Genomic DNA, 22,685 nt, shown 5'->3' on the forward strand with positions numbered 1-22,685 from the left:
GATGATGCTCTGAACGGTGCGGTTCGGCGTCGATAGACGCCAGCAGGCCCCCGGATTCGCTTCACGGGGGCCTGCGGCGGTGGTTGATGTTCGGCTAGTTGGTCTTGCTGTTGTCGTCGGGCTCGGACTCGGTCGTCGTACGACGGCGGACGGCGACCAGGGTGACGACGCCCGCGATGACGAGGATCCCCGCGCCTGCGGCGATCCAAGGCGTGGCGTCGGCACCGGTGTGGGCGAGGGAGCCTGCCGGGGTCGGCGGCGAGGAGTCGCCGTCCGGGGCCGTGGCTGCGGTGGACGAGGAGTCAGCATCCGCTGTGCCGGTGTCCGGCGCTGAGGGCTTGACCCCGCCGGTCCCGTCGCCCGGCGTGTCCGCAGGAGTCGGGGTGCCTGTGGGCTTGGGCGTCGGCTTGTCCGAGGGGTGGGGCTTCGGGCTGGTGGCGGTTTTGGTGTTGGTAACGGTCACCGTCACCGGAGCGCCGGGGCCCGCGGTGAATGTCTTGGACGGCTTGTAGCGGTCGTATCCGGCGGGTGCCTTGACCTGCTTGACCCAGAACTCCATGTTCCGGCTCGACACCGGCAGCTCCCCTGAGGCCGTGCCCTTGTCCCCGGTCGTCAGGGTGAGCAGCGTCGATGTGCCGGTGCCGATGTTCACCGTTGCGCCGGGCAGGAGCTTGCCGGTCTTGTCGTCCTTGGCCTGCAGGAGAACCTTGGCGGCCTTGAATGGGTCGGTGATCGTCAGTCGCGTGGTGGCGCCAGGCGTGATGATGACGTCCTGGTCGGCGACAACCTCGTGGAGCGGGCTGTTGGAGGCGGTCTCCTTGAGTCGGTAGATGCCCGGGGCGAGGTCGGGGAAGGTCAGCTTGCCCTGCGCGTCGGTTGTCCCGTGTCCGGCCTCCTGGCCAGCTGAGTTGAGCAGCAGGAACGCGGCGCCGGGGAGCCCATCGCCGGCCGTGTCCCTGGTGGTGATCTCGACGCTGCCCGCGTCCGGGGCCGGTGTGTCGGCAACGGTGGCCGACGCGGAGGGGGTCGGTTCGGAGGGTTGGGCGTTCGCGGCCGGCGCCCAGGTGAGGGTGCCGGTCACTGCGGCGACGACTGCGGCGGATCGGACGGCGCCACGGACGAAACGAGCGTGCACGAGGAAGGGGGCTCCTTGATCGGTTGGTGGAAGGTCGGTCACCGCACGGGGATTCAGCGGGTGCGGGCTTGGCTGCGGGTGGCTGGCGGGGCGGGCGCCCGGTGCGCTGCGCGGCTCGCCGCGGGGCTTGGCGTGGTCGCGGCCCAGGCGCCGGGGAACCAGACGGTGGTGTACTGCTCGATGGCGTCGCGCAGCCCGGTGGTGACGGCTCCCTCCCAGGGTGGCCGACCGGGGCGGCGGTTGGTGCTGAACGTGCCGTACTGCTTGGTGTTCGGCCGGGTGTTGTGGGCTTCGTCGCGGCGGTGGAAGGTGCCGTGATCGAGGAAGCTGAGGGCGACCACGTCGATTTCACCGCGGTCCGGGTGGATGACCGCCACACGAAGTCCGCCGTAGGTGTCCGCGTGGATGGTGGCGGTGAAGTCGATCCGCAGCCGCAGCGGTGCGCCCGGGACCGGGGCGGCGAAGTAAGTGGCGCCCACGACGGCGTGGTCGTGGAAGGGGAGGCACAGTTCGGCGAAGAACTCGGCGGCGTGCAGGGACAAGGGGGATCTCCGGTCGGGGACGGGCCGGCGCTATCGGCGCGGGCCGGGCAGGGCCGGTCGGCTGTTGGTGCTCCACCGAGGGACACTCGCAGCCGGCAGCGCGGCCGGCCGGCGAGAGGCAGCCCGCTGCACGTCGAGCGGAGTTGGGGCCTGCGGCTGCGGTGGGATGATGGGGGTGAGCTGGGCCATGCCCTCGATGTAGCTGAGGGTGTCCTGGCGCCACCGGGGAAGCGGAGCCGGATCGGCGACGCACTGGGTGACTGCGGTGAGCAGGGCGACGGGGGTGTCGGTGCTGGCCGTCGCGTACCAGACGGGCCGGTCGATGGATCTTCCCGCCCACAGCTGCCAGCGAGCGTCACGGGTGGTCAGCTCGGCTTCCGGATCAAGGTCCCCGGTGGTGAACTCCAGACCGGCGAGGCCGTCCGGGGCCTGGACGGCGAACACGCCCCAGCGGGGACGGTCGATCTCCCAGCCTTGTTGCAGGAGAGGCACGACGGCGAGGAAGGGATCGTGCTCGTCGGTTCCCGAGACCGGTCTGGCGAGGTAGGCGTCCGGCCCCTGTTCGTAGGCGGTGGCGAGGGCGGTGGTGAACGCCTGGACGAACTCGGTGGGGACGCGGTCGTTGAAACAGACGCCCCATGTCGGCGGGCCAAACTGGTCCTTGTAGGCGTTGATGCGCCAGAGCCCGTCGTCCTCGCCTTCGGGCAGGTAGCCCAGGCGCATGCGCCGGTCGGGAGCGTTGACGTACACGTTGCCGAGGTCGTCGTGCTGGACGTCCCAGCCATGGTCGATGAGCGGGGTGAGGGCGGGGTCGCCGGTGTTGGTGCTGCTGGCGAGATGACGCGGTGAGACGAAGACGTCTCCGTCAGGCGTGTGAGGGTCGTCGTGGAGGGACACGGGTTCCTGATTGGCGGCGTGGGCGGATGAGTCAGTCAGCGGGCAGCAAAGCTGCTCGTAGGGCGTCGGTCGAGCCGGTGTAGTGCAGCGTGCGAAGGCCCAAGCGGGCGGCGGCCTGGCAGTTGTCGGGGCGGTCGTCCACGAACAGGACACGTCGTGGATCACCGACCCCGGTGGCCGCCAGCGCCTGCTGGTAGATAGCCGGGTCGGGCTTGCACAGCTGCAGGCGGGCCGAGTAGAGCGCCTGGGTCATCATTCGGCGCCAGTCGTGGGTGTCCAGCACCGTACTGAGGTGGGCGGGTGCGTTGGACAACAGCACCATCGGCAGTCCGGTGGCATGGGCGCGGCACAGGACGGACAGAACGCCCTCGTCGGTCGCGGTCCACATGTCGGTGTCTGCGGCGAGGAGTTCGCGCAACAGGCGGGGGCCCGGATGGAAGCCGAGGACGCGGGCCCAGTACGCCAGGTCGCTGAGCTGGCCGGCGTCGTAGAGGTCGCGGGCGTTCCAGAAGACGCGCTGGAATGCTGCGAGATCGTCTTCGGGCCAGGAAGCGGTACGGGCCAGCCGTAGCCACTGGGCGCGGGTGGGCTGCAGGCCGAGGACGCCGTTGTAGTCAAGGATGACGGCGTCGGGGCCGGTGGGGCGGGTCAAGGGGCGGTGTTCTCCAGGGCTCGGCGGGTGAGGGCGGCGAGAGCGGCTGCGAGGAGGGCGGGCAGCAGCAGGGCCGTGGGCAAGGTGGTGGCGCTGGCGAGGGCGCCGATGACGGCGGGGCCGGCGAGGAGGCCGAGGTAGCCGGTGACGGATACCGTGGCGACGGCCCTCGGGCCGTGTCTGCCGGCGGCGGTGATCAGGGAGGGGACGGTGCTGGACAGGCCGAGCCCGAAGACCGCCCAGCCGGCCAGCGCCGCAAGCACGCTGCCGACCAGGACGCCGGTGGTAAGTCCGCCGGCGGCGAGCGCAGCGCCGGTGCGGACCACGGCAGGAGCGCCGAAGCGGGTCATGAGCCAGTCGCCGGTGAGCCGGCCGATCGCCATGCCCATGCTGTAGAGGGCAAACGCTGTCGCGCTGAGGGCGGTTGTGGCGTGCAGCGTGTGCAGGTGCACTGCGGCCCAGTCGGCCGCCGCCCCCTCCCCCAGCAGGCTCGCAGCCGCCAGCGCACCCAACAGCCACACACCTCCCGCCCGGCCCTGACCGGCCCCCTGGGGCTCCGGCAGCTTGGGCTGGTCGGCGCCGCTCAGCGCGAGGGTGCGCGGCCCGGCCACGAGCACGGTCGCGGTCAGCGCGAGGCCGGTGGCCATAAACAAGGCGCTGTGGGCTGTGCGCGCAGTGGCAGCGGCCAGGGCGGCACCGCCCAGGGCACCGATCGAGTACGCGGCGTGCAGGGAGGACATGACCGGCCGGCTGGCGGCGTTCTGGCAGCGAACCGCCGCGGTATTGGCGGCGACGACCAGGACACCGTGCGCGGCACCGAAGGTGACAGCCGCCGCGAGTAGCGAGGTCAGCGTCCGGCACTGCCCCAGCACGGCGAGAGCCGCTCCCAGTGCGACAGCTCCGCCAATCAGGAGCAGGGGAAGTCGGTCGGGCCGGGCGAGTCGGCCGCCGGCCTGCAGTCCGGCAACCATGCCGACAGCGGCGGCGAGCAGGACGAGCGACAGGCCGGCGGTGGTGAGGTGAGCGGCGTGCTGGACGGCCGGCATCCGGGCGCCCCAGACCGCCATCACCACGCCCAGGCCGAGGAAGTAGCTGGTCAGCAGGACACGGCTGCGGCGCACGGAAGCGTCGGCGCGGGTCATGCGGGGCGGCCACCCGCAGCAGGCTCGTCGGCCGTGTGCGGCACCAGGGCGACCTGCAGATGGCGCACAGCCTGCTTGGCGCGGGCCTGTGCGAGGTCCGCGGTGGGCGCGGTGGTGATCAGGTAGCCGATACGGGCGGTGAACATGTTGCCGCCGTCGGCCGGGAGGAGCAGCTGGTCGCCGACCTGGTGCTGGAAGTGCACGCGTTCCAACCAGCGCGGGCTGGCGCCGTCGAATCCGAGGCGGAGCAAGGTGCCGGAGGTGTCAGGGTAGAGCAGCTGCATCGCGGCGGCCGAGGACCGGGTCGGGGTGAGGTCGGGGGCACGGCCGCAGGCGATGTCGGCGGCGGTGCGCGGCAGGTCGATGCCGGTGGCGAGCTGGACGAGATGGCCGATCATGTCACCGGCGATCCGGCCGTTGACCTCGACCAGCCGCGGCCGGCCGTCGACCAGCCGCATCTCGACATGGGAGACGCCGTCGGTGATTCCCAGGGCGTGGATCGCGGCGCGTGCCGCCGGTGCGACCACGTCGAGCAGTGGGTCGGCGGCGTCGACCGAGTGGGCCAGTTCCTCGAAATACGGCGGGGCGCTGACCGTCTTGCGGGTGACGGCCACCACGGTGCTCTCACCGCCGTAGGTGACACACTCGGCCGACACCTCGGGTCCGTCGAGATACTCCTCCACCAGCACGCTGGTGGACTCGAGTCCCAGCCCGGCCGCCTGGTCGGCGAACGCGAAGGCGGCGGTGAGCTGTTCGGGGGTGTCGGCGCGGATCACCCCGATGCTGGCCGCGTGCGCGGCGGGCTTCAGCACGACCGGGTAGCCGATCCGCTCGGCCGCCACCTGGGCCTCGGCACGCGTGCGCACGCTCACCGAGGCTGCCGACGGAACCCCGTGCCGGGCGAACAACGTACGGGAGGTGGCTTTGTTGCGGCATGCCTGCATGGCTTCCGGGGCAGTGGTGGGCAGGCCGAGCTGGCGGGCGAGGCGGGCGACCGGGACGAGGTACCACTCGGTCCACGTGAACACGCCGGCAAGGTCGTAGCGGTCGGCCAGGTCCTGGCCGGCGGCGGACAGCGCCGCCTGGTCGGTCGGATCGGACACGACCACGCAGTCCCGCAGGTACGGCGTCTCCCACGAGGGCTCTTCGCCGGTGATCAGGACGACGTCGTAGACGGCGGCCACGGACTGAAGGCAGTACCCGCGGTACGCCTCGGCCTCCATGTCGGATGCGGCGACGACCAGGACGACAGGACGGTCGGGCAAGAACAGGCTCCTCGGAATCTAAAGAGGGGGCAGGGATATGTGGACGGCGGCCCTCGGCGGCGCAGGGCCGCTGAGTGTCCGGCGAGCAGCCGCCGCGAGCGGGGCCGGCGGAGCAGAGCGGCGAAGTCGGTGCCGGCCGAGGATGCTTAGGCGGGAGGAAACCGGGAGCTGTCAGTCGGCACTACGGCGGCGCAACTCGAACGCCGCAGCCCAGTGCGGGTTTTCGCTGATCAGCCGACGGGCGTAGAGGGCGGTGAAGTTGTTGTTCAGCCCGGCGACCCCGTACGGGAGTTGGCGGCGCAGGTCCTCGAAGAGGTCCTTCACACCGACGCGTGTGGCGCCGGAGGCCAGACGGCGGGCGGCCATGCGTTCCAGGGCCCGGTAGACGTTCGGGTTGTGGGCGTCGAAGGCGTGGAACTGCTCGGTGATGGTGCGACCGGTCGCGCGGTGCGATCCGAGGGCGGCGATAGACATGAAGTTCTCCACAGGCTGAGGACGCAGCAGGGTCAGGTGCGCAGGACGGGATCGGTGCGAAGGCGGGCGAAGGAGCAGAACAGGCCGATGGCCTGCAGGGCGGCGCATGCGGTGATGACGTGTCCCAGTGCGTCGGGCGGGGCGAGCGCGGTGAGTACGCCGGCGACGGGGAAGGGCAGCAGGAGGATGAGGATGGTCGCCGACAGGGTGCTGCCGAACTTCTCCGGAGGGATCAGGCGGGAGCGCAGGGTGCGCAGGACGACCGTCATGCCTCCTTCGCCCGCCATGAGGACCGCGACTAGGACGAGGTAGGACCGGTAGTCGGGGGCCTGGGCGGCGGCGAGACAGCCGAGTGAGGCGAGGGCGGCGCAGGCGGCGCCGACCGGCCACAGACCGAGGCGGTCGATCGCAAACCGGCAGAATGTGACGCTGAGGAGCGTCGCTGCGGCAGCGGCGGACCAGACGAGGCCGACGGCGGTGGTGGACTGCCCGAAGTGCTTGACGACGATCACGGGGCCGGCCGCTTGGAGAAGGCCGGTGGCCAGGTTGGACAGGGTCAGCCCGGTCACGAGCCAGCCGAGCGCGGGCAGCGAGCGGATGGTGCGCCACCCGGTGAGCAGTCCGGCGCCGGACTGCCCCTTCGGCGCGCGGGCCGGTGCCACGGGCGAGGGCGGGGTGCGCAGGGCGAGCATGGCAGCCAGCAGCGAGAGCACGCTGATCATTGCGAGCATCGGCGGCGGCCCGGCGAGCAGGAGCACTGCGGCGAACGCCGGCCCGGCCATGGTTGCGGTCTGGTCGATGCCAAGCAGGACGGCCTGGACACGGTGGGCCCGCCGTCCTGCTCGCCGTCCGGCGGCGGCGCCCGCGGTCTCGGCCGCGATATAGCTGAACTCGGTGAGCACGCCGGTCGTCGCCGCCAGCACCATCACGGTCGCGCCCGCCACGGTGCCGGACGGGTGGAGGTGGAGCAGGACCGCGCCAGCGGCGAGGGCCAGCGCCCTCCCCAGGGAGGCAAGGTGGAAGACCACCGAGGCACCGCGCCGGTCAACGACCGAGCCGGCCCACCCGAACGCAGCCAGCCGCGGAATCCACTCCAGGGCGAAGGCGGCGCCCGTCAGCGCAGCGGATCGCGTCGTGGCTAGGACAAGCAGCGGGATGCCGTAGGTGGACATCGCGAACGCCAACGCGTCCGCCGTGCGCGGCAGGTAGATGCTGCGCATCAGCCCGCCGGTGTGGCGTGCGTGCCGCGGTGTGACCGCTGCGCTCACGCGACCGGCTCAGGCTCGGGCACCCTGGCCACCTGGGGGTTGTCGGCCAGCCACTGGATCAGGAGGGTGCGGGGACGGCCCAGCCCCGCCTCGGCACCGTCGCCGGTCAGCGGAGAGAGAGCGTCGGCGCGCTCGGTGGAGAGCGACGGTGCCAACAGGTCGAGGACGTGCCGGATACGGCGGCTGAACTCGCAGACGGGGGCCGGGACGGCCTGACGCCGGGCCCAGCGAGCCATCGCGTCGTACAGGTCGGCCAACTCCGCTCCTTCCTCGGTAAGTTCGAGACCGGAGCCGGGTGCGATCCGGACGAGGCCGTGGGCGCGGGCCGTGTCGGAGGCGCTTCGCAGTTGGTGCGTGGAGAGGTCGGGCAGGGTGCCGGCCAGCCGTCGCGGCGGTATGGCGCCGTTGTCGTCGATCTCGGTGACCAGGCGGATCAAGGAGCGCGAGGCGAGAAGTTCGACGGCGTGGCGTACTTCGGCAGGGGTGAAGGGGGTGCTCATCGGCGCGGGCCTCCCGCCGGGATGGCTGCCTTCGGGCGGGCGGTCGTAGCGTGCGAGAAGAGATCGCGGTGGTGCCACGCCGGAGAGGATGCGGTCGTGCGAGCGGGTGGGAGCGCCGCGGGGGTCGGCCGTGGCTGGCTGCTGAGCCACGGCCTCGGCGCGGGCTTCGCCTGCGGGTGTCCCCAGACCGGGTGTTGGGCCGCCTGGTCGAGGCTCTGCCCGGCGGACCAGGCGGACAGGGCGCCGAGCACGGGGCCAAGGCCGTCGCCGGCTGCGGACAGCCGGTAGGGCTGGCCGATGCCGTCGGTGTCGACCAGGCCGTCGGCGACGAGCTGCCGCAGCGGCGGATAAATGTTGGTCCAGTCGCTGCTGGGCATCACGATCCGGGCCAGAGCCCGGCCGCTGACCTCCTGTCGGGACTTGAGCACCCACAGGATGGCGGCGGCGTGGCGCCGGGTAAGCAGGGTGAGGCCGTCCTCGATCTGCTCGATCGCGGGCAGCGGACCGTCCGCCTTCTCCAGGTGTTCCTCGGCCCAGGTGACGATCACCGGCAGGACCGGCAGCAGGGCCGCGCCACGTTCGGTGTGGCGGTAGCTCACGTGCCGTGCGGTGTGTTCGGTGCGTTCGACGAGTCCGGCGTCGCACAGAGACTTGAGCTTGGGGTGGAGTTGGCCGTTCTGCAGCCAGGACACCTTGGCCGCCAGCTCGCTGTAGCGCAGCGGCGGGCCGGAGAGGGCCAGGAGGATCCTCACGTTCCAGCGTGGGGTGATCATGGCGAGGGCCTCGGTGACCCGGGCGATGTCGGCGTCGGTGTCAGGGGGCAGAGCGGTGATGGCCAAGGGAGGAACTCCTGGGTGAAGGAAAGAGAGAGATCGCCTGGGTCAGCGGCTGTGTGCCGGGCTCGGCACCGGTAGAGGCGGAGCTGGAACGGACGGCGAGGGAGCCGGCGGGGCAGGCGTCGAAGCCGCGACGCGGGCCAGGCTCTGCAGGACGGCGGCGACCGACTTGGCCTGGACGTCGCGGACGGCGACGGCTTCGGCGAGCCGGCGTGCACCGTCGAGGAGGTGGGAGACCTCGTGCGGGTCGATCTGCCGCTCGGGGTGGATGAGCCGGGCGAGGTGGTCGCGGTGGACGTCGATGCTGCGCTCGGCGAGGGCGAGGTCGTCGTGCATGCCGAGCAGGGCGGAGAGCATGCCGGGCGGCTGGTCCTGGGCGTGGGCTTCGAGGTCGGCGAGCGGCGCGCCGTACAAGTCCTCGATCCGTCCGGCTATGTCGGTGGACGTGAGGTGGGGCAAGCGTGGGCTTTCACGGTCGGCGGGCCCGGGCCGCCCCGGCACGCTGCGGTGCCGGGGCGGCAGACGGGAGCAGGGTTGCGGTGGCCCTGAGCTGAGCCGTTCGTACGGGCCGAGCCTGCTGGGCAGGCGGGGGCATGGTGCGCAGCAGTCCGCCGAGGGCGGCGCGGTAGCCGTCGCGGGCCTCCAGTGCGGCTTCCAGCCACTGCGCGTCGAAGCGGAGCTTGTCCGCCGACAGTTCGCCCATGTCGCGGTCCGGGTCCATGTCGGCGTGGACGCGGTCGCGGACGCGGGCGACCTGCTCCTCGGTGAGCGCCAGGAACGAACGCAGCTCCAGGGCACGGGCGAGCGCGGGCGAGGCACCTGGGCTGGCAGCCGTCTCGTACAGCTCGGGTAGCGGGTTGCCGAAGACCTTCTGCAGGTCGGCGTCCATGGTGCTGGCCTTGTCCCGGCTCATCGGGCGGTCCTTGCCGGCCGCCACGCCGATGCCGGTGCGGCTGTGCCGGCGGGCCGGTGGGGAGCGCTGGTCTGCACCGCCGGGCCGGTTCGGGGCCGGAGGCGGGCGAGGCGCTGGGCGGCGAGGTCCTTCTTCCCCGGGGCGTCCGGGTCGAGGAGCCAGCGCACGACCATGGCTCGGCCGTCGCGGGCGGTGACGGCCGCGTTCACCCGGTGGGCGAGGCCCATCGTCGGATCGTCGATCTCGCTGGGCTGGGTTTGCAGCGCAGCGAGGAGGTCGTCCTCCGCACGCTCCAGCACGGACTGGGCCTCGACGAGAAGGCCATGCCACTTGACGACGTCGGTGGCATCGGGATTCGCGGTCGGCGCGGCGGCGACCGCGGCCTTCAACTGGTCCATGCCCATGTCGAAGCGCGCTTCGATCCGTTCGGTGAGCACGCCCACGACATCCTCAGACTCATCGGATATGCCATCGAGCAAGCGGAAATCTCCTGTTCTGGAAAGGCCGATCCCTGGGGTGGGAGGGGCTGCCGTACCCGGTGGCTGAGCCGCTTACGGGCACCTGCTGGGCTCTGTCAGTCCAGGCACATTCGGACGTCGCGGTAGACGTACGTTCCGGAGACCCAGCCCTTGACCCCGGTGGTCTTGTCCGTGATGTAGAGCCAGTTGCCGCTCTTCTTGTGCACGGTGAACTTGTGGCTCTTGTAGAGCACGCCGAGCGCGGTGGACTTCGTGGTGGCCTTGGACCGGATGGTCACGGCCTTGGTGTGTACCTCGTACGGCAGCGGCGGCTGGGACGAGCAGCTGCTCGCGGGGGTCGCGCTGGCGGTGGTGGCGAACAGCACAGGCAGAGCGAGTGCGCCGAGCATGGCTGCGGATATGGCAATTCGGGTGGAGCGCATGCGGAAGAAACCTCCGTGAAGGCATAGGGATTGCGGGGAAGGTGCCGCGGGTGTTGTCCCGGCGGCTGTATAAGAGTCCGGATATTCGCCGGTTTGGCTAACCGGCGATCGTCGGCTATGTTGCGCCGCCCTGGTCGGCTTTGACGCTCAGCGTGAGCGGCCGGGAGGGCGCGGGGCAGGAGCCTTCGGCAAGCCGGCCGGGCGGCTAACTGCGGCTGCCGGGCGGACCGGCGGAAGAGGGCCGGCCTCGCCCGCGAGGCGGTCGTCGCACCACTGCAGTGCCTCGCCGAGCGTGTCGAAGCCGCCCTCGCGCAGGGTGTGCGTCCACGTCTCGGTGTCGACCTCTTCGACCACGACGCGGAACGGCGAGGGAGCTCGCTCGTCCAGGGCACGCAGGGCCACGACGATGACCATGTCGTCCGGGTCGTCGCTGGTGTAGGAGTAGCCCATGGCGTAGTGGTCGCCGTCGCCGGCGAGGCGCAACTCCAGCGCGCGCGTGGCCTCGTCCGCCGGCGGCGGGCCCAGTGGGGCGAGGGCGATGGCATCGGACGGACAGCCACGGTGGATGAGCCAGGACTGCGCCATCGCGGGCAGCGGCAGAGGGGCATGCTCGAAGCTGAACGTCCGCTTCTCGCGGTCCCGTTGCAGATGCACGGCGAGCACCTGCGGCACGCCGGGGTGTCCCCAGGTGGTGGTGCGGTCGAACAGGACGTAGTAGCTGTGCGGGCCGTCGTGGTGTTCGGCGAGGGGAACGAGCATGTCCTCGTGGACGGCGACCTTGCGGTAGAAGTCGAGGTATTTCTCCTCGTCGGCGTCGAGGTCGTCCAGGTCGAAGTCGACTTCGGGGAGGGGCTTCCGGTCCGGCGCCGGGTCGGTGGGAGACAACAAGGGCCTTTCGGTGAAGTCAGCGCCGCTGCGCCGGGGTGGGCCGATTTGCGCCGGGGCGAGCCGGGACCTTCGGCGCCTGCACCGTGGGAGCCCGGCGGGCGGCGAACAGCGCGGCCCGTCCGGCGTCGGTGAGCGCGACCGGCTGGCCTGCGTGCACGGGGTGGCCGGTGTCCCGGACGACCAGGCCGGCGTCCTCCAACTGCTGCAGCTTGGCGTGGGGGATGCGGGTACCGGAGGCGGCTGTGACGGACATCCGGCCGGTCAGCAGGTGTTCGTAGAGCTTGGCGCCGCCAGCGATGGCGAGCAGCGCCGCCTGGTCATCCGTCGAGAGCTGCCGTGCGTCGGGCGCGGAAGCCGCCGCTGCGGCTTCGATGGGCTCCAGGGCGGCGAGCACCGCCCGGGCGGCGGCGTCCCGCGCGGCGGCGGCCTCTTCCAGCTGGTCCACGGTGCGGTCGATGCGCGTGAACAGGGCGCTGTCGACGTCGAACTCGCCGCTGGACAGGCGGTTGAGGAGCCGGAGGTAGAAGGTGACGCTGGTCTGGGCCTTGGCCAGTTCACGGTGCCGGTCGACCAGGTGGGCGTGCTGCTCGTCGAGGACGCCGCGGTCGCGGTAGGCCCACAGGGTGTCGATGTCGTGCCCGGTGACGGCTTCGAGGCGGTGGTCGAGCGGGGAGACCGGCGCCGACCTGGTGTCGGCGCGGGTGGAGGGGGCATAGGCGGACCTCGGTGCGTTCAGCGGGTGTGATGGTGCGCGGGGTTTGGGGCGGGACGGGGCAGCCCCGGCAGTGCGGTGGGCGGCGGACCGGGCCGGGGCACGGGAGCGCGGGTGGTCAGCTGCGGGGAACGCGAGCGTGCCGCGTGGGTGCGGGCGCTCAGCGGCCGGCGGGTCATCCCCAGGCGGCGGCCGACCTCGTCGTAGACGTCGTTGCCTGCTCGCGGCCGGATGGCGACGACGTGGATCTCCTTGGGATGCGCGGACTCAGCGGGTGCCGGGCGGACGCCGTAGACGACGCGCCAGTCCTTGCGCGAGTCCACGAACAGCTTCCGGAATCCCTCCAGGTCACCGTCGAGACGCAGGCCGAAGCGCTGCGCGTTCACGACTTCCTGCAGGTAGGCGAGGGTGAGGTCGCGGATGTCGCTGGGGGCCTGGAGGAGATCGGTCAGCGCGCGGGGGTCGAAACTGAGTCCGAAGGCGGGCTGTTCCGCTCCCGCGGTCATGACGTCGGCTCGTCCGGTTCGGCGGCTTGTGTCGTGTTCGCCGTCTCCGTGCGCACGGACGGCGGCGGACCGGGCAGAAGGCGGTGCGCGGGCCGGTCGGGCGAGGTCATGCAGGCCGACAGCGGCCCACCCGGCGCGCGGATCGCCGCGACGGCGTGGGTGAGGAAGTCCCGGTGCCACACGAACAGGCCGGACAGCCCGGCTTCGGGATCCTTGTGCTGCTGGTAGGCGAGCCACAGGGCGTGGAGCCAGGCCACGACGTCGTCGTGCTCCTGCCACTGCAGGCACCAGGGTGCCGCGGTGGTGACCTCCGCCCCGTACACCGGGAGGAAGAAGTCATCCACCCAGTCGGACAGGGCGTCGAGTTCGTCCTCGCGTTCTTCTCCATCGAGTTCCAGGATCGGGCGGGGCTCCGGTGGAGCGGCGGGAGGCGGCCCACCGAGTCCTGGCATGCCGAAGGCCGCGAACGGTGATCCGCTGGGCGGCGGGGCAGACGCGAGGTGGTCGAGCTGCTGAGCCTGTTGCGCCGACTGCTCCATGAGCCGCCGCACGCTCGCCTCGATTCCCTCCAGCTGTCGATCCGGAATACGAACCGGCTCCAACTCGCCATCGTCAGGCGACTTTGTTGATTCGGGCATTGAAAAGCTCGGCCTCCTACGAGACACGGGATGAGAAAAGGACGGAAGCGTCTGCGCGCGGCCCATCCGGCGAGCTGCACGGCCACTACGGCGGTATTTCGCCGACGGCTACGCTTGGGGAGCCGGTCGCCTTGGCAGCAGGCAAGGACGGGGCTCAGCCGGTAAGGTCCACGTCGTCCTGCGTGAGGGTTTCGCGGATCGTCTCGGTGAGCCGGTCGGCCGCGATCGACGCGTAGTGCTCGGTCTTCTCCACGCCGATGAAGTCCCGGCCTTCCAGCAGAGCGGCCACGCCCGTGGAGCCGGAGCCGGCGCAGAAGTCGAGGACCGTGCCGCCCTCGGGGCTGATCTTGACCAGCTCGCGCATCACCTCGACCGGCTTCTGCGTGATATGCCGGCGCTGCGCGCCCGACGGCTGCGACGCCGAGTACATGCCGGGCAGATAGACCGGGTTCCGGGAGCCGTCGATCGCCCCCTTCGACGCCCAGACGATGAATTCGCAGTTCTGGGTGAACCGGCCCTTCTGCGGCCTGGCCTGCGGCTTGTGCCAGGCCAGCACACCGCGCCACAGCCACCCGGCGGCCTGGATCGCGTCCGTCGTCGTCGGGAGCTGACGCCAGTCGGTGAACAGCAGCGCGGTCCCGCCGGTCTTCGTCAGACGGTGCGCTTCGGTCATGATCTGCGTCAGCCAGAACGCGTAGGACCTCTGGTCCATGTTCTCGCCGGTGAAGTCGGCGAGGTCGTTCTTGGCATCGGCGGAGGTGTACTTCTGCTTCGCGGAGCGGGTGGTGCGCTCCTTCGCGGTCCGGCCACCGCTGTTGTACGGCGGGTCGGTGATGACGGAGTCGACGCAGCCGTCCGGAAGGCCGGAGAGAACGGCCAGGGCGTCGCCCTGGTGAAGGGAAAAAGGCAAAGAGGGGCCCCTATTCGGGTGCGGATTCACGGTGGGAACTAGCCGCCTCGCACAGGAGTCCTCGCAGGCCGGAAGTGGGCGTGCAGAAGCCCAGGGCCGCAGACCGAGGAGGCGAGGGGAGTCCAAAAACTGTAGAGGCGAATCCGCCGACGACCAAGAAGTGCCGTGCGAGGGTGCCGGATTCCGGCACCCTCGCGCCAGCTTTTTGGTCAACCGCCAATCCGCATCTACTGTTTTTGAACCGCCCGGCGCACACCGCCGCTGGCTACTCCCCCGCCACACCTCACGGAGGTACCCCCTTGCCCCGGCACACCTAGCTCACGGCCCGGCCAGCTGGGAGCGAGCGGCAACTCGCCCCGCATCGGTCCGCCTTGATCGCCCACCCCGGCCGCCGCGCCCTTCCACCACGCCTCGCGCACGCGGCACGCCGGACACCGCACCCCCGAAGGACACGCTCATGACGTCTCGCTACCCACCCCTGCCCGACCTCGCTGACCCACGAGCGGTCCGCTCCGGTTGAAGGCGCTCGCCGCCGGCATCGGTGTCGTCTTCCTCTCCCCGCTTCTGCTCGCCGGCACCGGCATGATGATGGCGTCCTCCGCGGACGCCGTTCAAAGCAGCAGCAGCTCCCTCATCTGCCTGAACGACATCGACACCGGCAAGGTCGCCGAGCAGGTCACCAAGATCCTCGACGGGGCGTCCGGCAAGACCGTCCACGTCGAGGGCCTGGACCTGCCCGCCGAGCAGGTGCCCAATGCCCAGACGATCGTGGCCACCGGTATCAGCCTCGACGTCCCCAAGAAGGGCCAGGTCATCGCGCTCGCCACGGCGATGCAGGAGTCGAGGCTGCGCAACCTCAACTATGGCGACAGGGACAGCCTTGGGTTGTTCCAGCAGCGTCCCTCCCAGGGCTGGGGCACCGCCGAGCAGATCCGTGACCCGACGTACGCGAGCGAGCAGTTCTACAAGCACCTGCTCAAGGTGCACGGCTGGCAACAGATGACCGTCACCCAGGCCGCCCAAGCCGTCCAGCAGTCCGGCCTGCCGGACGCCTACGCGCAGTGGGAGCACCTGGCCACCGCGCTGCAGGAAGCCATCGCCAAGACGTTCCCCGGCGCCGGCAACAACAAGGACGCCAAGGAACCGAACCCAGGCAAGGAGCCGGGAGCTGGCACTACTGGCTGCGCTCCGGGCCAGGACGGCTCCGGCTTCGGCCCGATCCCCGAGGGCAGCGTCCCGAAGGGATACAAGATCCCCAAGGACGCCGACCCGAAGGCACGCAACGCCATCAAGTGGGCGATGCACCAGCTCGGCACCCTCTACCAGTGGGGCGGATCCTGCACCAACGCCCACGGTCCCGACCCGATGGGCCGCTGCGACTGCAGCTCGCTGATGCAACAGGCGTACGCGCACGCCGGCGTCACCCTCGCCCGCACCACGTACACGCAGGTCAACGAGGGCAAGGCGATCTCGCCCGCCCAGCTCAAGCCCGGTGACCTCATCTTCAGCCGCGGCACCACCGCCCGGCCTGAGCATGTCGGCATGTACATCGGCGAGGGCCTCGTGATCGAGGCACCGCGCACCACCAAGCCGGTCCGGATCACCCCGATCAAGGACTGGACGATTCTCGCCGCCCGCCGCGTCATCTGAGGCCACCGCCCGGCCACCGCTCCAGGCCGACCGCCGCGGCGATCTCCCGCGCCCCGAGCCCCTCTCCCCACCCCCTCTGCTTCCCCTCCCCCCGCCGGCCCCTCGTCTGGCCCGCGTATGCAAGGAGCCCCGCCACACCTATGTCCCTCCCTCTCGCAGACCGCGTCATCCAGCTCGCCTACGACCCAGGGATCTCGCCCAAGGGCGGCGGCCTGCCCGGGCTCAGCGTGCTGAAGAACGTCGTCAACTCGATCAACATGTTCGGGATCATCGCCGTCGTCGGCGCCCTCGCGGTCTCGCTCGGCGTGTGGGCCTGGGGCCACCACACCGGCGGCCACCAGGCCGAGGCCAACGGCAAGAAGGGTGCCGTCGTCGCCGCGGGCGCCGCCCTCGGCCTCGGCGCCGCGAACGGAATCGTCGCGTTCTTCTCCACCCTCGGCTCGCAGGTCCACTGATGCGGAACCGATTCCCCACCCTCTCGCTGTCCTCTTACGGCGTCGGCTGGTCGGCCCACCGGCGCATCGCCATCGTCGCTCTGGTCGTCTCCGTCCTGCTCGCCATCGCCGCAGCCGTCGCCTGGCTGTCCGGCAGCGGCAACGCCCACCGGGCATCGGATGCTGCCGGGCCGGCCGCGACGCACAGCCCGTCATCCTCCGAGGCCCCCGCCCCGAAACCCGAGGCCGACTCCGGTTCCGTACCCAAGCCTCCGCAGATCGCCGAGCCGGTCGCGTACGCCAGGGCAGCAGCCCAGATGCTGTGGTCCTACGACACCCGCGACACCAGTCGCGACCAGCAGCTCGCCGGCATGCGCGAGTGGATGACCAAGGAGCCCACCTACGCCGACTGGGCGTCCGTCTCCGGCCAGGTCCCTGATCCGTTGCTGTGGTCGCGGATGGCCGAGCAGGACCAGCACGCCACCGCCCGCGTCACCGAAGGCCACTACCCGGGCGCGTTCAAGCAGGCCCTCGCGGAGGACCCCTCGGCGATCACCGAGGCGTACATCTACGTCGTCACCGTCAACGGCAAGCAGCAGATCGCCTGGAAGAAGGGCGGTGGCGGAGCCGAGGACCGCGCCGTGACCCTCGCCGTGCAGTGCCGCCCCGGCCACGACTGTGCCCTGGCCGCCATCGCTCCGAGCGTCACGCAGTGACCCGCGCCTGACACGATATAAGGAGGAGTAATTCCCCGTGGGTTTCTGTGATTACCCCCTGGCGGACAAGCTCTGTGCCGTCGGCGACGCGGTCGATTTCGCCTCGGACCCTGGCAAGGCCATCGGTGACTGGATGGCGAAGTCCGCAGGTGAGCTGGCTGCGGCAGCGGCCGACTTGGCCGCCAAGGCGGTCAACACCACCACGAGGGTCGACCTGAACGCCGGATGGTTCCGCGACAACTACGAGATGCTGCTGCCGTTGGGCCTGGTCCTGCTGGTCGCCACCTTCTGCGCGCAGCTCGTCCGGGCCGCCGTCAGACGCGACGGACAAGCCCTCACCCAGGCGTTCACCGGCACCATGTCAGGGGTCCTGTTCGCGTTCTGCGCCATCGCCCTGACCACGGTCGCCGTCGAAGTCGTCGACGCCGTCAGCGACGGCCTGTTCAAGACCGCGCACCTGAGCATCGAGTCGGCCGTGCGCCGCATCGTGAAGGTCAGCCAGATCGGGTCCCTGGCCGGACTCGGCTGGCTCGTCCCGGTCGTCGTCGGTCTCGGCGCTGCCATCGGCGCCTTCCTCTACTGGTGCGTGATGATGGTCCGCAAGGTCGGCATCCTCGTCATGGTCACCCTGGCCGTCTTCGCGTCCGCCGGTGGCGGCTGGGAAGTCGCACGCCGCTGGCGCAAGGGCTGGATCGAAGCCACCGCCACCCTCGTCGTCAGCAAGCTGCTGATGACTGTGATCTTCGTGCTCGGCATCGCCGCCATGGGCAAGACCGACGCCACCGACGGCATCGCCGCCCTCGCCGACGTCATGTCCGGCATCGTGATCATGATCCTGGTGCTGCTGTGCCCCTATGCCGTCTTCAAGTTCGTGCACTGGGCGGCCGACGGCACCGACGGCGAGTCCATCCACCGCGCCGGCGGCGCCGGAGCGCAGATCGCCAAGGCCCACGCCGAGAACGCCGCCCGCAAGGCCGCGGCAGCAGCCGCCACCGCCGGAACCGGCAGCGCGGCAGCCGGAGCGGGTGTCGCCGCCGCGCAAGGCCCCGACGCTGGCGGAGGCGGATTCCCCGGCGACATCGCCGCCAACCCGACCGGCGACAGCGGCGGCGGCAAGGACGCTTCGCAGGGTGGCGGAACGGGCGGCTCGTCCGGTGGCGGTGCCATGAAGTCCGGCCTGGAGAAGGCCGTCCAGCCCGCGCCGACGAGCGTGTCGGATGACACCAGCGGCCAGGTGGGCGGCAGCCCGGGGCCGGGCGGATCCGGCGTGAGCGCCGCGTCCGGCCAGCAAGGCGGCTGGCAGTCAGTGCCGCCGACCACGACCCCGCCGCCGCAAGGCGCACCGCCGTCCCCTGGGGCACAGAACGCCACGCCCAGCGGGACGGCCTCACCGCCGCCGCCTGCGACCGGCCTCTGATCCCCTGTCCGTCTACCGGGGGCGGGACGTGTACTGCACCCCCGCCCCCGGGTTTCCGCCCGCGCCTTTCAGGACCCGCCCCTTGACTGATCTCTCCGTCGCTCCGGTCACGGTGAAGTTTCCGCACCGGTCCCGCCGCGGCATCCTCCTCGGCCTCTCTCTGCCGCAACTCGTCCTTGTTTCCTGCACGCTGGGGCTGCTGCTGATGACGGTGGTCTCCACCGGGCTGGTCGGCGCCGTCGCCCTGGCCCCGCTGTGGGCGGCTTCCGGTGCGCTCGTGGTGATCCGTCGGCACGGACGCTCCCTGATCGACTGGGCGCCGATCGTCGCCCGCTACGCACAGCGCCGACGCACCGGCCAGACGCTCTGGCTCGCCCGGCCCGTCACCCGGCCCCGGCAGGACGGCCTTCTGCATCTGCCCGGCACGGCTGCCTCGCTCAAGGTGGTCACGCCCGGCGACTCCGCCAACGGCGCCGCGGCCGTGCACGACCCGCACCGGCAGACCCTGACCGCCATCGCCCGGGTCAGCAGCCGCGCCTTCGCCCTTCTCGACGCCGCCACCCAGAACCACAACGTGGGCAGCTGGGGCCGCGCGCTCGCGGGCATCGCCCGCACTGGGCACATCGCCACCGTGCAGGTGCTGGAGCGCACCGTCCCCGACAGCGGCGACACCCTCACCCGCCACTGGGCCCAGAACGGGCAGCCCCAGACACCGGTCGCCGGACAGATCTACTCCGAACTGGTCGCCTCGGCCGGTCCCGCCGCCGCACCCCACGAGACCTACCTCGCCATCTCCCTCGATCTGAAGGCCGCCCGGCGCCTGATCTCGCAGGCCGGCGGCGGGCTGCCCGGGGCGTTCACCGTCATGGAGCAGACCACCGCGTCCATCGCCCAGGCGGCCCGCAACGCCGGACTGATGGTCACCGGGTGGCTGACCTCCCGGGAGATCGCCGCCGTCATCCGCACCGCCTATGACCCGGGGGCCCTCGCCGCACTCCAGCAGTGGTCCGACACCGGCCGCGCCGAGGCCGATCCCGCAGCCGCAGGTCCCGTCGTCCAGGTCGAGGAGTACGACCGCCTCGCCACCGACAGCGCACGGCACGCCACGTACTGGGTGGAGAACTGGCCCCGCACCGAGACGAACGCCGGATTCATGCACGGCCTCATGTTCACGGCCGGCGTGCGACGCAGCCTGTCCCTCATCTATGTCCCGCAGGGGCTCGAGTCCGCGCTGCGGGACGTCCAGCGCAAGAAGGCCGCGATCATCGCCGACGCCAACGAGCGCGCACGCCGCGGGCAGGTCGACAGCGAGGAAGACTCCGTCGAGTACGCCGACGTCAAACAGCGTGAGCGCCAGCTCATCGCCGGACACGCGGACGTCGCCCTGACCGGCCTCGTCACCGTCACCGCCGAGACCGACGCCCTCCTGGACGCCGCCTGCGCCCAGATTGAGACCCACGCCGTCACCTCGGGCGTCGACCTGCGACGGCTGAACTACCAGCAGCCCGACGCGTTCGCCGTCGCCGCACTCCCCCTGGCCCGCACCACCCTGTAGCTGCCAGTTCGCCCCCACACCCCGCTCCCGCCTCTTTGGCGGCAAGGACCTCCCATTGATCCCTCCCCGTCCCAGCGCGCCCGACGCGCACCCCTACCTTCGGGCCGCCACCGCAGGCGTCCGCCACCACGCTCGGGCCCTCAGCCGTGCCGCGCCCCCGGATCGCGGGAACCTCGACACCCTCCACGCCCACCTCACCGAACTACACCGCTTCATCGACCAGTTGGCCGAGGTAGCGCGGCCCCCGCACCCTGCAGCAGGCCGCCACCTCGCCACCGCGCACACCCGGCTGTGGCAGGCCGCCACCGAGCTCCATGCCGCCTTCCACCTGCTGCCCGGCAATACAGCGCAGGCAGACACCGAGACGAGCGCGTGCCATCCGGAACGGCTGCCCGAAGGGCCGCCCGTGCTGACCATCTGCCAACGCCACCTCGCCGCCGGGCACAGCATCCGGCGCAAGACCACCCCCACCGACCTCCGTCCGCACACCACGGCCTGCGTGCGATGAGCACCACCCGCAGAATCGAGGGCCTCCGATGAGCCACCGGCCCGCTCGCCGCGCCCGCCGCGCCTCCGCCAGCCCGCTGTTCACCCCCCACGGCACCGACCGGGCCAGCCGCAAAGCAGCCCGCCGCCAGCTCGCCGAAGCCACCGCCAAGGCCCGCGCCGAAGCCAGCGCCCACCAGGCAGAAAGCACACCCGCCGAGCACGAGATGCCCGCTCCGCTCTACCCTGCGAGCGGACGTCCCGGGCCCGCCTCCGCGCGCAACAACCGGCTGAAGCTGCCCGCACACCGCATGACGACCGCGGTGGCCGCCGGCGCGTACCCGTTCCTGGCCGAAGGCGGGCTCGGCGCCGAGGGCATCTACATCGGCCGCGACGTCCACGCCGAGGCATCGTTCGTCTTCGACCCGTTCGCGCTGTACGGCAAGGTCGAGGGATTCACCAACCCCAACCTCCTGCTCGCCGGAGTGATCGGCCAGGGCAAGAGCGCGCTCGCCAAGTCCTTCGCGCTGCGCTCGGTCGCCTTCGGCTACCGCGTCTACGTCCCCTGCGATCCGAAAGGCGAGTGGACGCCGGTGGCGAACGCGCTCGGCGGCCGGTCCGTCGCGCTCGGCCCAGGACTGCCCGGACGCCTGAACCCCCTGGACGCGGCCCCCCGCCCGCAGAGCGTCACGGAGGCCGACTGGGTCGGCGAGATCCGCAAACGGCGCCTGCTCCTGCTCGGCTCCCTCGCCCGGACAGTCCTGGGGCGGGACCTGATGCCCATGGAGCATACCGCCCTCGACGTCGCCCTCGACGCCGTCGTCACCCGCGCCGCCGCCACCGGCCGCACCCCGCTCCTCGGCGACGTCGCAGCCACCCTCAACAACCCCCACGCGCTCGACGAAGCCGCCGGCATGATGTCGGGCCAGCTCGGCGACGCCGCACGCGACCTGGCCCACGCGATGCGCCGCCTCGTCCACGGTGACCTGGCCGGCATGTTCGACGCCCCCTCCACCGTCGCCTTCGACCCGCACGCGCCGATGCTCACCATCGACCTCTCTCGGCTCGGCGGCTCCGGCGACGACACCGCTCTCGTCCTGGCCATGACCTGCGCAAGCGCCTGGATGGAGTCCGCCCTCTCCGACCCGAACGGCGGCCGGCGCTGGATCGTGTACGACGAGGCGTGGCGCCTGATGCGCCACGTCGGCCTGCTGCAGCGCATGCAGGCCCAGTGGAAACTCAGCCGCGGCCTCGGCATCGCCAACCTCATGGTGATCCACCGGCTGTCCGACCTGCTCACCGCCGGCGACGCCGGATCACAAGGCCGCGCCCTCGCCGAGGGCCTCCTCGCCGACTGCAGCACCCGGATCATCTACCGCCAGGAGACCGACCAACTCCACGCCGCCGCCGCCCTGCTGGGCCTGACCTCCGTGGAAATGGACGCCATCGCGCACCTCAACCGGGGCCGTGGTCTGTGGAAAGTCGCTGGCAGATCCTTCATCGTCCAGCACCTGCTGCATCCCCACGAGCTGGCGCTCTTCGACACCGACGCCCGAATGCATTGAAAAAGCGTCGAGTTCACGAATCCTGACAACACCCCATCGAAGGACTTTCGTATCTCCCCGCGTGACCCGGACTTCGAGCTGTACGACAACGTCGGCCGCGACGCCGACCAGATCCACGCCGCCCGGTACAACCTCGCCACTCGCGGCGACCTGAAGCGGTGGGCGCGACGCGACGCGCAGCCCTTCCGCGACGCGCATCCGCTGCCGGACCAGCCCTGGCCCGCACCCGACCTCACCCCCTACCTGGACGCCCTCGCCGCGGCGCAGACTCCGGCAGAGATCGAAGCAGTCACCGACCACTTCCTGGACGCCGCCGAACCTGCACTGCGCGCCGTGAGCGACTACCTCGTCGCCGCCGCCCGGTGGCGGCGGGAGAACCGCGGTGCGGCCAAGGGATCTCCCTCAAACCTGCTGATGACGGCGGCCAGCCGGGCGCTGTCGGTCCTGGCCCTCGCCGACGAGGCCGGCCTGAGCAGGCTGCGCGCCGCCTACGACCCGGTCCTCACCCCCGCGACACCGACCGGCGGCCAGCCTGGGGCTAGCGCAGGTGTCCCACCTGCTCCTCCGTCCCCCGGCACCGCACCCCGCCGATAGCTCTCTTTCTGCGATTCCAGTCCCGCCCGACTCTCGCAAACGCGATCCCGAGGGACCACCACTGTTGATCGACACGGCACCGCCACCGC

The 22,685-nt window shown here is 71.3% G+C and carries 27 protein-coding genes; 8 read left to right on the forward strand and 19 right to left on the reverse strand.

The window, feature by feature from the left end; all coding sequences use genetic code 11:
- Positions 1–94: 94 nt before the first annotated feature.
- From AB0G56_RS07330 to AB0G56_RS07420, 19 genes are all read right to left on the reverse strand, one after another.
- On the reverse strand, positions 95–1,135 hold the full coding sequence (locus tag AB0G56_RS07330; RefSeq protein WP_360964977.1) for a carboxypeptidase-like regulatory domain-containing protein: 1,041 nt from the start codon (positions 1,133–1,135) through the stop codon (positions 95–97).
- Between the two features lie 53 nt (positions 1,136–1,188).
- Entirely contained in the window at positions 1,189–1,677 is a 489-nt protein-coding gene (locus AB0G56_RS07335) for a hypothetical protein (RefSeq protein ID WP_006143140.1), read from the reverse strand.
- Positions 1,678–1,707: 30 nt separating this feature from the next.
- Complete coding sequence (locus AB0G56_RS07340) at positions 1,708–2,574, reverse strand: DUF317 domain-containing protein (protein WP_360964980.1); 867 nt, start codon at positions 2,572–2,574, stop codon at positions 1,708–1,710.
- 31 nt (positions 2,575–2,605) lie between these two features.
- Positions 2,606–3,226 (reverse strand): HAD family phosphatase, encoded by a 621-nt coding sequence (locus AB0G56_RS07345; RefSeq protein WP_360964983.1) that lies wholly within the window; start codon positions 3,224–3,226, stop codon positions 2,606–2,608.
- Entirely contained in the window at positions 3,223–4,368 is a 1,146-nt protein-coding gene (locus AB0G56_RS07350) for an MFS transporter (protein WP_360964986.1), read from the reverse strand. Before AB0G56_RS07350 ends, AB0G56_RS07345 begins: the two co-directional genes overlap by 4 nt.
- A complete protein-coding gene (locus AB0G56_RS07355; RefSeq protein ID WP_360965231.1) occupies positions 4,365–5,591 on the reverse strand; it encodes an ATP-grasp domain-containing protein in 1,227 nt (408 codons plus the stop codon). Before AB0G56_RS07355 ends, AB0G56_RS07350 begins: the two co-directional genes overlap by 4 nt.
- Positions 5,592–5,804: 213 nt before the next feature.
- Positions 5,805–6,107: a hypothetical protein gene (locus AB0G56_RS07360; protein WP_360964989.1), complete on the reverse strand. Its 303-nt coding sequence runs from the start codon at positions 6,105–6,107 to the stop codon at positions 5,805–5,807.
- A 32-nt stretch (positions 6,108–6,139) separates the two neighbouring features.
- Positions 6,140–7,375: an MFS transporter gene (locus tag AB0G56_RS07365; protein WP_360964992.1), complete on the reverse strand. Its 1,236-nt coding sequence runs from the start codon at positions 7,373–7,375 to the stop codon at positions 6,140–6,142.
- The gene (locus AB0G56_RS07370) at positions 7,372–7,875 is read right to left on the reverse strand and encodes a regulator (RefSeq protein WP_360964995.1); all 504 of its coding nucleotides are present in this window, start codon (positions 7,873–7,875) and stop codon (positions 7,372–7,374) included. Before AB0G56_RS07370 ends, AB0G56_RS07365 begins: the two co-directional genes overlap by 4 nt.
- Positions 7,872–8,714 (reverse strand): winged helix-turn-helix transcriptional regulator, encoded by an 843-nt coding sequence (locus AB0G56_RS07375; RefSeq protein WP_006143148.1) that lies wholly within the window; start codon positions 8,712–8,714, stop codon positions 7,872–7,874. The genes AB0G56_RS07370 and AB0G56_RS07375 overlap by 4 nt, the downstream gene beginning before the upstream one ends.
- A gap of 42 nt (positions 8,715–8,756) precedes the next feature.
- On the reverse strand, positions 8,757–9,170 hold the full coding sequence (locus tag AB0G56_RS07380) for a hypothetical protein (protein ID WP_360964998.1): 414 nt from the start codon (positions 9,168–9,170) through the stop codon (positions 8,757–8,759).
- Positions 9,171–9,180: 10 nt separating this feature from the next.
- Complete coding sequence (locus AB0G56_RS07385; protein WP_360965001.1) at positions 9,181–9,624, reverse strand: hypothetical protein; 444 nt, start codon at positions 9,622–9,624, stop codon at positions 9,181–9,183.
- A complete protein-coding gene (locus AB0G56_RS07390) occupies positions 9,621–10,103 on the reverse strand; it encodes a hypothetical protein (protein WP_360965004.1) in 483 nt (160 codons plus the stop codon). The genes AB0G56_RS07385 and AB0G56_RS07390 overlap by 4 nt, the downstream gene beginning before the upstream one ends.
- 95 nt (positions 10,104–10,198) lie before the next feature.
- Entirely contained in the window at positions 10,199–10,492 is a 294-nt protein-coding gene (locus AB0G56_RS07395; protein ID WP_360965234.1) for an SH3 domain-containing protein, read from the reverse strand.
- Between the two features lie 180 nt (positions 10,493–10,672).
- On the reverse strand, positions 10,673–11,413 hold the full coding sequence (locus AB0G56_RS07400; protein WP_360965007.1) for a hypothetical protein: 741 nt from the start codon (positions 11,411–11,413) through the stop codon (positions 10,673–10,675).
- A gap of 16 nt (positions 11,414–11,429) precedes the next feature.
- On the reverse strand, positions 11,430–11,858 hold the full coding sequence (locus AB0G56_RS07405) for a hypothetical protein (protein WP_360965010.1): 429 nt from the start codon (positions 11,856–11,858) through the stop codon (positions 11,430–11,432).
- Positions 11,859–12,145: 287 nt separating this feature from the next.
- On the reverse strand, positions 12,146–12,631 hold the full coding sequence (locus AB0G56_RS07410) for a hypothetical protein (RefSeq protein ID WP_360965013.1): 486 nt from the start codon (positions 12,629–12,631) through the stop codon (positions 12,146–12,148).
- Positions 12,628–13,170, reverse strand: coding sequence for a DUF4913 domain-containing protein (locus AB0G56_RS07415; RefSeq protein ID WP_061915836.1), 543 nt, complete (start codon positions 13,168–13,170; stop codon positions 12,628–12,630). Before AB0G56_RS07415 ends, AB0G56_RS07410 begins: the two co-directional genes overlap by 4 nt.
- A 253-nt stretch (positions 13,171–13,423) precedes the next feature.
- A complete protein-coding gene (locus AB0G56_RS07420) occupies positions 13,424–14,179 on the reverse strand; it encodes a site-specific DNA-methyltransferase (RefSeq protein WP_360965016.1) in 756 nt (251 codons plus the stop codon).
- Between the two features lie 516 nt (positions 14,180–14,695).
- Between AB0G56_RS07420 and AB0G56_RS07425 the strand changes: the two genes are divergently transcribed.
- The 8 genes from AB0G56_RS07425 to AB0G56_RS07460 all read left to right on the forward strand — a co-directional run bounded on the left by AB0G56_RS07425 (position 14,696) and on the right by AB0G56_RS07460 (position 22,596).
- Positions 14,696–15,829, forward strand: a complete 1,134-nt coding sequence (locus AB0G56_RS07425; RefSeq protein ID WP_360965019.1) for a C40 family peptidase — start codon at positions 14,696–14,698, stop codon at positions 15,827–15,829.
- 140 nt (positions 15,830–15,969) lie between these two features.
- Positions 15,970–16,284: a DUF6112 family protein gene (locus AB0G56_RS07430; RefSeq protein ID WP_006143162.1), complete on the forward strand. Its 315-nt coding sequence runs from the start codon at positions 15,970–15,972 to the stop codon at positions 16,282–16,284.
- Positions 16,284–16,979 carry a hypothetical protein gene (locus tag AB0G56_RS07435; protein ID WP_360965022.1) on the forward strand — a complete coding sequence of 232 codons (696 nt, stop codon included), beginning with the start codon at positions 16,284–16,286 and terminating at the stop codon, positions 16,977–16,979. The genes AB0G56_RS07430 and AB0G56_RS07435 overlap by 1 nt, the downstream gene beginning before the upstream one ends.
- Positions 16,980–17,016: 37 nt before the next feature.
- Positions 17,017–18,396: an ATP-binding protein gene (locus AB0G56_RS07440; RefSeq protein WP_360965025.1), complete on the forward strand. Its 1,380-nt coding sequence runs from the start codon at positions 17,017–17,019 to the stop codon at positions 18,394–18,396.
- Between the two features lie 82 nt (positions 18,397–18,478).
- A complete protein-coding gene (locus tag AB0G56_RS07445; protein ID WP_360965028.1) occupies positions 18,479–19,951 on the forward strand; it encodes an SCO6880 family protein in 1,473 nt (490 codons plus the stop codon).
- Positions 19,952–20,009: 58 nt separating this feature from the next.
- Complete coding sequence (locus AB0G56_RS07450) at positions 20,010–20,459, forward strand: DUF6238 family protein (protein ID WP_360965237.1); 450 nt, start codon at positions 20,010–20,012, stop codon at positions 20,457–20,459.
- Positions 20,460–20,487: 28 nt separating this feature from the next.
- Complete coding sequence (locus AB0G56_RS07455) at positions 20,488–22,002, forward strand: ATP-binding protein (RefSeq protein ID WP_360965031.1); 1,515 nt, start codon at positions 20,488–20,490, stop codon at positions 22,000–22,002.
- Positions 22,003–22,335: 333 nt separating this feature from the next.
- The gene (locus AB0G56_RS07460; RefSeq protein WP_360965034.1) at positions 22,336–22,596 is read left to right on the forward strand and encodes a hypothetical protein; all 261 of its coding nucleotides are present in this window, start codon (positions 22,336–22,338) and stop codon (positions 22,594–22,596) included.
- Positions 22,597–22,685 lie beyond the last annotated feature (89 nt).

The organism is Streptomyces sp. NPDC021356, from assembly GCF_040641015.1.
In the GTDB taxonomy this organism is placed as follows: Bacteria; Actinomycetota; Actinomycetes; order Streptomycetales; family Streptomycetaceae; genus Streptomyces.